14 protein-coding genes are annotated in these 12,830 nt (G+C 58.9%); 11 read left to right on the top strand and 3 right to left on the bottom strand.

From position 1 onward, the window contains the following. Positions 1 to 241 precede the first annotated feature (241 nt). The gene (locus GOV53_RS17030; protein WP_170468577.1) at positions 242 to 760 is read left to right on the top strand and encodes a hypothetical protein; all 519 of its coding nucleotides are present in this window, start codon (positions 242 to 244) and stop codon (positions 758 to 760) included. 127 nt (positions 761 to 887) lie between these two features. Further along, on the top strand, positions 888 to 1,460 hold the full coding sequence (locus GOV53_RS17025) for a YceI family protein (RefSeq protein ID WP_170428070.1): 573 nt from the start codon (positions 888 to 890) through the stop codon (positions 1,458 to 1,460). A gap of 71 nt (positions 1,461 to 1,531) precedes the next feature. Here the strand turns inward: GOV53_RS17025 and GOV53_RS17020 are convergent, their stop codons facing one another. Next, positions 1,532 to 2,761, bottom strand: coding sequence for a cytochrome b/b6 domain-containing protein (locus tag GOV53_RS17020; RefSeq protein ID WP_170468575.1), 1,230 nt, complete (start codon positions 2,759 to 2,761; stop codon positions 1,532 to 1,534). A gap of 161 nt (positions 2,762 to 2,922) precedes the next feature. On the opposite strand from GOV53_RS17020, the gene fabD reads away from it, so the two are divergent. From fabD to mltG, 7 genes are all read left to right on the top strand, one after another. After that, complete coding sequence (gene fabD / locus GOV53_RS17015; protein WP_170468573.1) at positions 2,923 to 3,861, top strand: ACP S-malonyltransferase; 939 nt, start codon at positions 2,923 to 2,925, stop codon at positions 3,859 to 3,861. Positions 3,862 to 3,903: 42 nt separating this feature from the next. Beyond that, positions 3,904 to 4,641 carry a 3-oxoacyl-[acyl-carrier-protein] reductase gene (fabG, locus tag GOV53_RS17010; protein WP_170468571.1) on the top strand — a complete coding sequence of 246 codons (738 nt, stop codon included), beginning with the start codon at positions 3,904 to 3,906 and terminating at the stop codon, positions 4,639 to 4,641. Between the two features lie 209 nt (positions 4,642 to 4,850). Further along, positions 4,851 to 5,084 (top strand): acyl carrier protein, encoded by a 234-nt coding sequence (locus GOV53_RS17005; protein WP_005982462.1) that lies wholly within the window; start codon positions 4,851 to 4,853, stop codon positions 5,082 to 5,084. Positions 5,085 to 5,224: 140 nt separating this feature from the next. Beyond that, positions 5,225 to 5,764: a GNAT family N-acetyltransferase gene (locus tag GOV53_RS17000; RefSeq protein WP_170468569.1), complete on the top strand. Its 540-nt coding sequence runs from the start codon at positions 5,225 to 5,227 to the stop codon at positions 5,762 to 5,764. Positions 5,765 to 5,886: 122 nt separating this feature from the next. Next, positions 5,887 to 6,630 (top strand): HisA/HisF-related TIM barrel protein, encoded by a 744-nt coding sequence (locus tag GOV53_RS16995; RefSeq protein ID WP_170468568.1) that lies wholly within the window; start codon positions 5,887 to 5,889, stop codon positions 6,628 to 6,630. Between the two features lie 193 nt (positions 6,631 to 6,823). Then, complete coding sequence (fabF, locus tag GOV53_RS16990) at positions 6,824 to 8,089, top strand: beta-ketoacyl-ACP synthase II (RefSeq protein WP_170468566.1); 1,266 nt, start codon at positions 6,824 to 6,826, stop codon at positions 8,087 to 8,089. Then, on the top strand, positions 8,090 to 9,250 hold the full coding sequence (gene mltG, locus GOV53_RS16985; protein ID WP_170468564.1) for an endolytic transglycosylase MltG: 1,161 nt from the start codon (positions 8,090 to 8,092) through the stop codon (positions 9,248 to 9,250). 43 nt (positions 9,251 to 9,293) lie between these two features. Here the strand turns inward: mltG and GOV53_RS16980 are convergent, their stop codons facing one another. After that, a complete protein-coding gene (locus GOV53_RS16980) occupies positions 9,294 to 10,556 on the bottom strand; it encodes a DEAD/DEAH box helicase (protein WP_170468562.1) in 1,263 nt (420 codons plus the stop codon). A 467-nt stretch (positions 10,557 to 11,023) separates the two neighbouring features. Between GOV53_RS16980 and GOV53_RS16975 the strand changes: the two genes are divergently transcribed. Next, the gene (locus GOV53_RS16975) at positions 11,024 to 12,193 is read left to right on the top strand and encodes a GTA baseplate fiber-binding domain-containing protein (RefSeq protein WP_170468695.1); all 1,170 of its coding nucleotides are present in this window, start codon (positions 11,024 to 11,026) and stop codon (positions 12,191 to 12,193) included. Between the two features lie 7 nt (positions 12,194 to 12,200). Then, positions 12,201 to 12,497, top strand: a complete 297-nt coding sequence (locus GOV53_RS16970) for a DUF7742 family protein (protein WP_170468561.1) — start codon at positions 12,201 to 12,203, stop codon at positions 12,495 to 12,497. Here GOV53_RS16970 and GOV53_RS16965 read toward each other — a convergent pair. Beyond that, complete coding sequence (locus GOV53_RS16965) at positions 12,478 to 12,816, bottom strand: TraR/DksA family transcriptional regulator (RefSeq protein WP_170468559.1); 339 nt, start codon at positions 12,814 to 12,816, stop codon at positions 12,478 to 12,480. The genes GOV53_RS16970 and GOV53_RS16965 overlap by 20 nt on opposite strands. Between the last annotated feature and the right edge of the window lie 14 nt (positions 12,817 to 12,830).

Below are 12,830 nucleotides of genomic sequence, written 5' to 3'. Positions count from 1 at the left end.
TCCGCGACCCGGCCACGAGAGGCTGCGCGATTCATAACTCTTGCGAAGGATGGCCCCATATACACCATTCGGCACCGGGGGCAAGCCCCGCGCACATGCCTCGGTGAAGTCGCGCTATTAACATCCAATTAACATTGCGCCGCCCAATTCCTGACGCTTTTCGGCTCAAAGTTGTTTTTCATACCGGGGACTAGCCGGAACGACCAAACAAAGGCGGCAACCTTATATAAGGTACAGTGAAATGACGGCGACGAACACGAATACCTTCGACAAGTCTGCAAAGAACGCGACTTACGACCAATCGGTTCCAGTTCTTGTGGCATTCGCACCGAACTGGCAGGCCAGAACCATTCTGGCGCGCTTTGTTGGAGCGTTCCTGATCATTATGGCCTTCTCGATGTGGTTGATGCCCGGCGCGGTTATGGCGACTGAGGTTTGGCCGATCAAACTGGCGGCGTCATTGATGTTCTTGCTGATCGGGGTCAGCCTGCTGACCGTTCAGGTTCTGGATCAGCGCCCTGATGCGTATTTCGATCCGATCCGCCGCGAGGTTCGCGTGCTGCAGAAGAACGAAAACGGCCGCCCGCAGACGGTTCTGCGCCGCAGCTATGACACCTTGGGTGGTGCGCGGTTTACGGACGATCAGGTGGAGCTCTTTGACGTGGACGGTAGCTTGCTCATGAAGCTGCCGCTGCAATCGGCGGATGTTGGCCGAGCGCTCAAGGGCCAATTGAGTGGAAGTGTAACAATCTTCGCCTAAATTCTATTCTGTTCACCTGAGAACAGAAAGTGTGAGCGAATATGGCTTGTGTGCTGCCTCAGGGCGGCACATTTTCGTTACCGAGCATGCCGATTGGTTTGCATCCACAATAACTTTGGAGATTGTCATGAAATCCACCCTTCTTGCTGCTGCACTGGCCGTATCGGCGACCTCGGCATTTGCCAGCGCCGAGAAATACGTTCTGGACCCCAGCCACAGCCAGGTCATCTTTAGCTACAACCATCTTGGGTTTTCGACCACCTACGGCATGTTCTCGGGCTTTGAGGGCGAGATCATGTTCGATCAGGAAGATCCTGCTGCCTCCAGCGTGACCGTGTCGATGCCGGTTGTTGAAATGATCACCGGCTGGAAGCCGCGCGAAGATCACTTCATGACCGAAGACTTCTTTGGCGTCAAAGAGGGCGACCTGATCACCTTTACTTCGACTGGTATCGAAGTCACCGGCGACAACACCGCGAACATCACCGGCGATCTGACCATGAACGGCGTCACCAAATCGGTCGTTCTGGACGCGAAGCTGAACCAAGTCGGTGATCACCCGATGGCAAACAAGCCATGGGCGGGTTTTGACGCGACCACCACACTGGTCCGCAGCGATTTCGATCTGGGTCAGTTCGCACCCTTCGTGGGCGATGAGGTCGAGGTTCGTATCTCGGTTGAGGCTCAGAAGGCCGACTAAGTCGACCTGACGTGACAAAAAAGAACCGCCGGGATCGAGAGGTCCCGGCGGTTTTCTATTTGGTTGCTCACTTATTCCTGCGATTGGCTGGCCGTCAGCTCAACATTCACTGTGACTCCAAAGGCCAGAGAGTCTTCGGTCGGTTGCGACGTGCCAATATCGAAGTCCAAGCGATTCAAATCGAGCGCACCTTGCATTTTGGCTGTGCCGTCCTGCATGTCCAACTCGAACGGCAGGACGACGTCCATCGACTTGTCCCGGATGGTCAAAATGCCGCGCGCTTCGTAAACCAGATCGGTTTTGAAAAGATCGGCGGTGAACTTCGCGGTCGGAAACTGTGCGCTGTCAAAGAAGTCCGCCCCCAGCGCTTGTTGCGTCACAGTGCCTATGGTCAAAGAGCCGATCGCCACGGTCACATCGACAGACCCGGCAGGGCCCGGTTCAGCAGGTTCGTCAAAGGTGATCGCAGCGGTCCAGTCCGAAAACCCGCCAGACACAGGGCTGCCCAATTGGGTTATGGTGATGCCCAAAGTGCCATCCTGAACTTGCCAGTCGGATTGGACGGCATCCAACTCGGCTGAGGCGTTATCGTCAGCAGGGTGCGCTGAATAGGCCCCGTCCAACCATCCGATGCCAAGCGCTGCGGCCCAGATCACGACAGCCGCAAGGGCGGGAACTGGTGAGTGCCACTGCTGGGGCGGTTCTGGCAGATCAACCCGACCCGGAAGCATGCGGCGCAGTGTGCTGTCCTTGTCGATCACGTGATGCTTGAACGCGCCGGCGATGTGCAGAACCAAAGCGCCAACCAGGACCAGCATCAGGACAAAATGCAACCCGCCGGTTGCTTCGGCCAGGGCGGGGGATTTGGGCACGAAGGGCAAGTTCTGTCCGAACGGCCATAGGATCGGTGCGAACCCTTCTGTCGCCGCATGGTGGATCCAGCCGGTCAGGGGAACCAGCACAAGCGAGCCGTACAGCAGCCAATGTACGGTTTCGGCGGCGAATGCCTCGGGCTTGTTGTCTGCGTTCAGCAGGCCGGGCTTGGGCTGACTGAACGCCCACAGAATGCGGGCAAGCGCAACAAAGAACACCGTGACGCCGATTGTCTTATGCAATGAGAACAGTTGAGCCGCCTGTTGCAGATCCTCGGGCGTCGTTGGGATGGCCGGGTCCTCGATGGCATGGGCCAGTCGGGTTGCGAACCAACCGATCGGAAGGGCCGTCAGAATAAGCAGGGCCGTCAGCCAGTGGAAGGTTTTTGAAACACCTCCGTAGCTTTGGGCTGAATTTGCAAGGGACATTGGTTTCAGGCTCCGGTCTGTTTGCTGCTGCCACCCTAATTATAGGGGGGGCGGACACAATAGCTTCTGACGCACAGGATGCGTGTTCGGATGCAGAGCTTGTGCCGCTCGTTCACTCGGTTTACACCCCGTCGCAACCTAACGTCATCCAAGAGGTTGCAATGACACGCGCGTTCGTTTTCCCGGGGCAGGGCGCCCAAACCATCGGCATGGGTAAAGCACTGGCCGAGGCTTACCCGGCCGCACAGGCCATTTTCGATGAGGTTGACGATGCGCTGGGCGAAAAGCTGAGCAGCTTGATCTGGGAAGGCGATATTGCCGAATTGACGCTGACACAAAATGCACAGCCCGCGTTGATGGCGACCTCGATGGCCGCGATGCGCGCGTTGGAGGCCGAGGGCGCTTCGATCACGGACGCGGCTTTTGTGGCGGGGCATTCGCTGGGCGAATACTCGGCACTGGCCGCCGCCGGTGCGCTGTCGGTCGCAGATACAGCGCGCCTGTTGCGGACTCGTGGACAGGCCATGCAAAGCGCGGTTCCGGTGGGCGAAGGCGCGATGGCTGCTATCCTGGGGCTGGACCTTGAGGCGGTGCGCGCCGTTGCAGACGAGGCCGCACAGGGCGAGGTCTGTCAGGCTGCGAACGACAACGATCCGACGCAGGTCGTTGTTTCGGGCGCGAAGGCCGCCGTTGAACGCGCCGCTGAGATCGCGAAGGAAAAAGGCGCAAAGCGCGCTGTGATGCTGCCCGTTAGCGCTCCGTTCCATTGTGCGCTGATGCAGCCCGCAGCGGACGTGATGGCCGAGGCGCTGGCCGCGGTTGAAATCAAAGCTCCTGCAGTTCCTCTGGTGGCGAACGTGCGCGCCGAGGCCGTGAGTGACCCGGACCTGATCCGGCAATTGCTGGTCGAGCAGGTCACCGGGTCCGTGCGCTGGCGAGAGAGCGTTCAGTACATGGCCGCGCAGGGCGTCACTGAGACGTGGGAGATTGGCGCGGGCAAGGCGCTGTCGGGCATGATCCGTAAGATCGACCGCGCGATTGCGGGTAAGGCTGTTGGCACGCCGGACGACGTGCAGAATGTGGTTCAGAGCGAATCGTAAGAACAACGTGCGACGGAAGTTGCGCTGCAAAAGGAAGATCGAATGTTTGATTTGACAGGGAAGAATGCGCTGATCACGGGTGCATCCGGCGGGATTGGAGGCGAGATTGCGCGCGTGCTGCACAGGGCAGGGGCAACCGTTGCGCTGTCCGGTACGCGGGTCGAACCGCTTGAAGCACTGGCCGCTGAGTTGGGTGAACGCGCCCATGTTCTGCCGTGCAACCTAAGCGACGGTGAGGCCGTTTCGGCGCTGCCCAAACAGGCGGCCGAGGCGATGGGATCCGTCGATATTCTGGTGAACAACGCCGGGATCACACGGGACAACCTGTTCATGCGCATGTCGGACGAAGAATGGCAGAGCGTGATCGACGTGAACATGACCTCGACCGCCAAGCTGTGCAAAGGCGTGCTGCGGGGCATGATGAAGGCTCGCTGGGGTCGGATCATCAACATCTCGTCCGTGGTCGGTGCCACCGGTAACCCTGGTCAGGCGAACTATGCGGCGTCCAAGGCGGGTATGGTCGGCATGACCAAATCGCTGGCTTACGAGGTCGCGAGCCGCGGCATCACTGCGAACGCGGTTGCGCCGGGTTTCATCACCACGGCCATGACCGACAAGCTGACGGACGATCAGAAAGCTGGCATTCTTGGGCAGGTTCCCGCCGGGCGTATGGGCGATGCATCGGAAATTGCTGCGGCAGTTCTGTATCTTGCCAGCCCCGAAGCAGGATATGTTACCGGAACCACCTTGCATGTTAACGGCGGTATGGCCATGTTGTGAGCGCGGACCAAGGCAGATGCGAAAGCGTTTGCCTTGCGCGTTGTCTATGCTATAGGCGGCGCATAAATGCTGAGGTCGACCAAACGGTCGGCCTTCTACTTTCCCGGTCAGCCGGGACCCAACCGCCCGCACCGGGCAAATCAAAGCCAGCCTGAGCGGGCAAGGGCAGAACCGGGCACTAGGCCCTGAAAACGGAATGAGGAATAGACATGAGCGACGTCGCAGATCGCGTAAAAAAGATCGTTGTTGAGCACCTGGGTGTTGAAGAAGACAAAGTGACCGAAAACGCGTCCTTCATCGACGATCTGGGCGCAGACAGCCTGGACACTGTTGAGCTGGTTATGGCCTTCGAAGAAGAGTTCGGCATCGAGATCCCTGATGACGCAGCCGAGACCATCCAGACATTTGGCGACGCCGTCAAATTCATCTCGGAAGCTTCCTAATAGCTTCAAAAACCTAAAAAAGCGGCGCTTCCGGGCAACGGAGGCGCCGTTTTTTGTGCCTGCAACGAATTCGGGCTTGCCAGGTGCCGGTTTCGTTCGCACCCTTTTGCCCGAGGCACATAATTCAGAGCGGGCAGGGCATGATACGATCCACCCCGATGATAAATACGGCACGTTTGACGCTGTGCGCCATGCGGCCAGAGGATTTTAACAGGTTCGCCGAGATTTGGCGGAACCCATGTATCGTGCGGCATATCGGCGGCAAGCCACGTTCGCGCGGGGAAGCGTGGGATTCCTTTCTTCGCAATGCGGGACATTGGCAGATGGCTGGGTTCGGTCAATGGGCTGTCGTCCAGCAGTCGAATCGGCAGATGATTGGTCAGGCCGGGTTTTTTTACGGCAATCGTTCGATTGGCGAGGACTTTGACACATTCCCCGAAGCCGGTTGGATTCTGGTCCCAGAGGCACAGGGGCAAGGGTTAGGGTACGAGGCTGCGCAGGCCGCGCATGACTGGTTTGACCGGATCATGCCGGGGCCATTGGTCGCGATGGTGAACTCCGCCAATTCTGCTTCGCAAAAGCTGGCCGACAAGCTGGGCTACATGCCAATGCGTGAATGCGAGTTCAACGGCAGCGAAGTCACGCTGCTGCGCCGCAACGGGCCTCCGCCGCGCCGCTAGCAATCTGAGACTTCAAGAATGCCGCAAACTGAGCGTGGTTTGCCGATCCCGGTCAAAACGGGCCGATCTTGCGCGTGTATGGTACTCTGGTTTGCAGAGCGATTGAGCGGAGGAGAAAGCTCATGAGGATTTACCCCACGATGGAATTGCAGAACGGCCGGTGTGTCACACTGGACAAGGGCCGTCTGGAGGACGCGATGATCTGGCATGTGAATCCGACGGAAACGGCGCGCAGCTGGTCTGCGGCCGGGGCCACCTGGATGCACTTGACGGATTTCGACGCGATCGAAGGCCGTGATACCAACGCCGAGTTGGTCGAGGATATCATCCGCACGTCCGAGATGTCGGTGCAGCTGGCTGGTGGTATGCGGACGCGGGAACAGGTCGAATACTGGATCGACAAGGGCGCGGGACGCATCGTGATCGGCACGCTGGCAGCCTGGGATCCGAACCTGGTCAAGGAATTGGCCAAACTGTATCCCGATCAGATCGTGCTTGCCGTGGATGTGTGGCAAGGGCAGGTCATGACCGAAGGCTGGCGCAGCCAGAGCGCGTTCACGCCCGACGCCTTCATCAAAGCTTTTGAGGGCACACCATTTGCCGCCATTCTGGTGACCGACATCGACAGCGATATTGAAGATGTCGATGCGCAACTGGGTCTGATCTCAGGCATTGCCGAGCAGTCGCGGACGCCGGTGATCGCCAGCGGAGTCGTTCGAACCTCGGATGATATTTCACGGCTGGCCTATGTGCATAACATCTCGGGCGCGTTGGTCGGACGCGCGTTGTTCCGTAAAACGATTGATTTGGCCGATGCGCTTGAAGTTGCAGCGCAGGCTCATGAGCCGGTGGCCGAATTCCAGTAATTCGACTACGCAAACCCTTGCCCCGCCGCTTTCAAACACAGAAGGCGGGCGGGGCATTTTCTTTCAGCACAAATCGTGTGGACCGATCACCCGGCAGAATGGTGCCGGTGCGGAATGTGCTGTTGCTCTTGCCCCCGGACCCCGGGCCGGGGTATGAGCGGTTCTCAAATAGGAAGCAGGCAAGAGGCATTTCATGCGCAGAGTCGTTGTAACCGGTCTGGGATTGGTCACTCCTTTGGCCAGCGGGGTCGAGGAATCCTGGTCGCGTTTGCTGGATGGAGAATCCGGCGCGGGCCCGATCACGCAGTTTGATGCCGAAGCAAGCGGCGTCACCACGACCTATGCCTGCGAAGTCCCGCGCGGTGATGGCACCGACGGAACGTTCAACCCCGACGATTGGATGCCGCCGAAAGAGCAGCGCAAGATCGAAGACTTTATCCTGTATTCTATCGCTGCGGCCGATATGGCCTGTCAGGACGCCAACTGGCTGCCTGAGGATGAAGAGGATCGCCTGCGTACAGGCGTGTTGATCGGTTCGGGTATTGGCGGACTGGGTTCCATTGCAGAAACGGCCAACCTGATCCGCGATAAGGGTCCGCGCCGCGTGTCGCCGTTCTTTATTCCCGGTGCGCTGATCAACCTGGCTTCCGGTCAGGTTTCGATCCGTCATGGGTTCAAAGGGCCGAACCATTCGGTTGTAACGGCCTGTTCAACCGGTGCACATGCGATTGGCGATGCAAGCCGCATCATTCGTGCGGGGGACGCGGACGTTATGGTCGCAGGTGGCGGCGAGGGCTGCATCTGCGAGATCGGCATCGCAGGTTTCAACGCATGTAAGGCGCTGTCGACCAAATACGCAGACGATCCGAAGAAAGCGAGCCGTCCGTATGATGTAGACCGTGACGGATTCGTCATGGGTGAGGGCGCAGGCATCGTTGTTCTTGAAGAATACGAGCACGCCAAAGCGCGCGGCGCAAAAATCTATGCGGAAGTGCTGGGCTACGGTATGTCGGGCGACGCCTACCATATCACTGCGCCGTCCGAGGATGGCGATGGCGCCGAACGTTCGATGAAAGCCGCGCTGCGCAGTGCCGGCCTGGAACCAAAAGACTTGGATTACATCAACGCGCATGGCACGTCGACCATGGCGGATACCATTGAATTGGGTGCAGTGGAGCGTTTGCTGGGTGATCATGCGGGCAACGCAACGATGACCTCGACCAAATCGGCCACCGGTCACCTGCTGGGGGCTGCTGGTGCGATCGAGGCAATCTTCTCGATCCTTGCGATCCGTGATCAGGTCGCTCCGCCGACGATTAACCTGGACAATCCGGCTGTTGAAACTCCGATTGATCTGGCACCCAATGCCAAGCGTGAGCGTGAAATCAACGTGGCGCTGTCGAACTCGTTCGGCTTTGGCGGCACCAATGCCAGCGTGATCTTTGGAAAGGTCAGCTAAATGTGGCGGGCTCTTGCTTCGAACGCACTGACCCTGTTGATCGTTGGTCTGTTCCTGATGGGCGGGCTGATCGTCTGGGGGCAGTCGCAGTATAAGGCCGAGGGTCCGCTGGAAACCGCCATTTGCCTGCAAGTCAGAAGCGGTTCGAACATGACCCGCGTCAGCAATGAGTTGGCAGATCAGGGCGCGATCACGAACGCGACAATCTTCCGTATGGCGGCGGACTATACCGATAAGGCCCAGCAGCTTAAGGCGGGCAGCTTTCTGGTGCGCGAAGGCGCGTCGATGGAACAGATCATCGACGAAATCACCAGCAGCGGGGCAAGTACCTGCGGGTCTGAGATCGAGTATCGCATTGGTGTCACCCGTATTCAGACGCGTGTCCGCGAACTGGATCCGGCAACGCTGGATTTCGTGGAAATTGCATCCTTTGACGTAACCGACGAAGAAACCCCTGCGGAATACACCCAAAAGCGTGAGGAGGCCGACACTCGCTATCGCGTATCGGTGGCCGAAGGCGTGACGTCGTGGCAAGTCGCGCAGGGCTTGCAAGCAATCGATGCGTTGACTGGCGAGATCGCGGAGATTCCTGCCGAGGGCATGTTGGCACCCGACAGCTATGAGCTTACCCCCGGTGATGACCGAACTGCTGTCTTGCAAGAGATGCAGGATAAGCAGCAACTGCGCATCAATGCCGTTTGGGAAAGCCGTCAGGATGACTTGCCCATCAGCAACCCAGAAGAGATGCTGATCCTTGCGTCGATTATCGAAAAGGAAACCGGCGTACCGAATGAGCGGGGTCAGGTCGCTAGCGTCTTTGTTAATCGCCTTGAGCAAGGCATGAGGCTGCAGACGGACCCAACGGTGATTTATGGCGTCACAAAGGGTCAGGGCACGCTTGGCCGTGGTCTGCGCCGGAGTGAACTACGTCGGGCAACGCCTTGGAATACATATGTGATCGACGGTTTGCCACCTACACCAATTGCAAACCCCGGACTGGCCAGCCTTGAGGCCGCCGTCGCACCGGAAGAGACCGACTTTATCTTCTTTGTTGCAGACGGTACCGGGGGCCACGCATTCGCAGAAACTCTGCAGGAGCATAACCGCAACGTCGCCAAGTGGCGTGAGATTGAGGCGGAAAGAAACAGCTCAAGCAACTAAGAAAAAAGGGCCGCGTCGGAAAACGCGGCCCTTTTTCTATGGCTTACGCTGCCGGGCGACGGCGGGGCCTGCGGCGTTTGGAGGGGCCGGGCTTTGATGCTCCGTTCGCTGCCTTTGGCTTGACCCCGCGCCCGCGGAAACCGCCGCGTTTGCGGGGCTTCTTGGGTTCGGCCTCAGCCGGCATGGTGCCGCTTGCCACGGGAATTTCGATCTTCATCAGTTTTTGAATCTGGATGAACTGATCCAATTCATCGGGGGCGCAGAACGCGATGCCTTCGCCCTCACGCCCGGCGCGCGCGGTACGTCCGATGCGGTGAACGTAGTTATCGGGCACTTCGGGTAGGTCATAGTTGATAACATAGGCAACGCCGGGAATATCGATGCCGCGTGCGGCCACATCGGTGGCGACCAGCACGTTGATTTCACCCGCGCGAAACGCCTTGATGGCGCGGTCACGCTGGCCCTGACTTTTGTTGCCGTGGATTGAGGCCGCATTGAAGCCGTCTTTGACCAGATCTTTCATCAGGCGTTCCGCACCATGTTTGGTGCGCGCAAAGACCAGGGTCAGCGCGCCCATATCCGCGGACAGGACCTCACGCAGCTTTGCGGGTTTCTCGGCGCGGCTGAGGAAGTGCACCGATTGCGTGATCTTGTCCGCCGCCTTGCCCGGAGGCGAAACCTGCACGCGGTGCGGGTTCGTCAGGTAGGCCTGGCTGATCTCTTCCATCTGCTTGGGCATGGTTGCCGAGAACAGCATGGTTTGGCGCGGGGTGCCCAGCTTGGAAGCGATCTTGCGCAACGCGTGAATAAAGCCCATGTCCAACATCTGGTCGGCCTCATCCAGAACCAGATGGCGTACCTGGCTGAGGTCAACGGCTTCACGCTCCATCAAGTCGATCAGGCGACCTGGGGTGGCGACCAGAATGTCAGTCCCGCGCGACAGGAACGAGATTTGTTTGCCGATGGATTGCCCGCCAACCACTGTGGCAACGCGCAGCCTGGTCTTTTGGGTCAGGTTGCGCAGGCTTTCTGCAATCTGGTTGACCAGTTCGCGCGTTGGCGCGAGGATCAATGCCTTCGCGGTTTTAGGGGCTGGTTTACCGGGCTGCGCCAGCAGGTGGTCGATCAGCGGAAGGCCAAAGGCCAGCGTCTTGCCGGTGCCGGTCTGCGCCAATCCAAGAACATCATGGCCGTTCAGAGCCAACGGAATGGCCTGGTTCTGAATCGGTGTCGGTTGAGAGAAATTGGCGCGTTTCAACGCGTCATTCAGGGCCGGGGTGAGGCCCAGCATGTCGAAGTCGAACAAATAACTATCCTTTGTGATCCACAAGGCTTTGGCCCTGCAGACGTGTTTTGTGGGCCATGCAGCGCGTGACCGGCAGGGTTTCCGCGAGACCTCGGGACGGGCAGGCGGTTCCTGCGGCATCCGGCCGTCGCGTAAAGAACCCTGCGTGATGGGGAACTGGTAGGTGTTTAGCGCGCTTATGGGGCGGGTCAATCCGCGAAAGTTCACGCATTGGCGCTTCAATCCTGGGCGAATGCAGGTTCAGACGTTAAATGTCAAGCGGGGGGCGCTTTGGATATTCAGTTATTCAGTGAAACAGAACGTTCGTCACGTGTTTAGATTTTGTGTCTAGTCTTCGGGAGTAGCGACCTTGAGTAGTAATCCCTTTGAGACGAGGTTGAGCACATACGCCGATTCCTTCGCCACTTCTTCGGAGGGCACCAAACCTTCAACAGGATGAACGACTCGACAGGTCGGGTGAACTCTAGCTGAGCGAGGCGCGCGTGTCGCGCGAGACCGTCCGCTTTGCGCTGCCGCCATCACTGGCCCATATCGGTGCGGGGGATGTCATCACTCTGGACGGGGAAGAGCAGGGCGTTCTATTCCGCATCGATCGGCTGGAGCAAGCCGAGATGCAGTTGGCCGACGCTGTTCGGATCGAGCCGGGGATTTACGCGCCCTCAGATTTGTCTGACGACAGGGTTTCGACCAAGCCCTTTGTCGCCCCGGTTCCGGTCTTCCCTGTGTTCCTGGACTTGCCGTTGTTGACCGGATCGGAAGTTCCGCACCCGCCTTACATTGCCGTCACTGCGGACCCGTGGCCCGGCAGCGCTGCGGTGTATTCCGCGACCAATGACGAGGACTATGCGTTGCAGGAAGTGATCTCCGCCCAGGCCGTCGTCGGTACCACCCAAACGCCGTTGCGGCGGGCCAGCGTTGGGCTTTGGGATGATGGCGCACCATTGCGCGTGCGACTGGTTGATGGCCTGTTGGAATCGCGGCCGCGCGAGGCTTTGTTGAACGGCGCAAACCTGGCCGCAATCGGCGATGGCACCCCTGGCAATTGGGAGCTGTTCCAGTTTGCTGCGGCTTCGCTAGAGGATCAGGGGGTCTATGCCCTCAGTGGTCGGTTGCGTGGTCAGTTGGGAACAGATGCAGCCATGCCGGATGTCTGGCCCGATGGCTCGACCATTGTTCTGTTGGATGAGCGGGTCTTTCAGACCGGACTGTTGCGGTCGGAACGGCGCGTGACCAAAAACTACCGCATCGGGCCGGGTACCAGAGCGTATGATGACCCGTCCTTTGTCCATCAGGTGCATACATTCGACGGCAATGGGCTGAGGCCCTACGCTCCGGTGCATCTAGGGGCCACGGCGACCGCGCAAGGCGACCAGATTTCATGGATTCGCCGCACCCGGTTGGACGACGACAGCTGGGAAGGGTTGGATGTCCCATTAGGGGAAGAGACCGAATCCTATTTGCTGAGAATCCGGGTCAACGGCGGAATTGTGCGCGAACAAGTATTATCAGAACCGCGATGGATCTATGCGCCGGGGATGAAGGTCGCGGATGGTGTAACCGGCAGTTATTCGGTCGACGTTGCCCAAATCTCAGCCAGTTTTGGGCCGGGCCCATTCGCACGTACTACTGTCGGTTGAGGGGCTTATGCGACCCATCTTGCATGGCGATGTCAGTGCGGCGGCGCGGGTTCTTTTGAACGCGCCGCCTGCGTCTCGTGAAAATCTGTGCACCACGATGCTGCGCGAAGCTGAACTGGCCGACATTCATGTCGGCCAGACCGGGCGATTGCATCCGCTGTTTGGCAATGGATCCCTGATGATGGCGGCGCGTACTCGGTCCTTGGCCGACGAACCCAACTTTGACGACCCGCAATATTGTCAGTGTTTTGAGATGGTTCTGCGGTGTCTGGTTCACTTCCACGTTACCCGGAGGCGCAACTGACACATTTGCTGGCGGCGGGGTCCAGTTCCAGTCGACCGACCGGAACTTCTTCGCCGCAGTCCTCGCAATAGCCGAATTCGCCCTCTTCAATCCGGTCCAAAGCAGCCCTTAATCTGAGCGTCTCAACGTCCCGATTTGCCTGCTGTGCCTTGGCCATGGCTTGGTTTTGAAGGGCGTCCATCCGGCTTAGGCGCCCAACGGCCTGTTGGTCCAGATCGACCACCGCCTGAGCTTCATGGCCCAAAGCTGAATGCTCGGCCAGCTCGGCCAATCGGGCGAGTATCCGGGTCTTGAACCCGGCCAATTGCGTTTCATTCATTTCCGTTACCTTGC

It is taken from the genome of Ruegeria arenilitoris (assembly GCF_013035315.1).
Lineage (GTDB): Bacteria > Pseudomonadota > Alphaproteobacteria > Rhodobacterales > Rhodobacteraceae > Ruegeria > Ruegeria arenilitoris_D.
The sequence above is the reverse complement of the archived record's forward strand: the minus strand, read 5'-3'. Positions and strand labels throughout refer to the sequence as shown.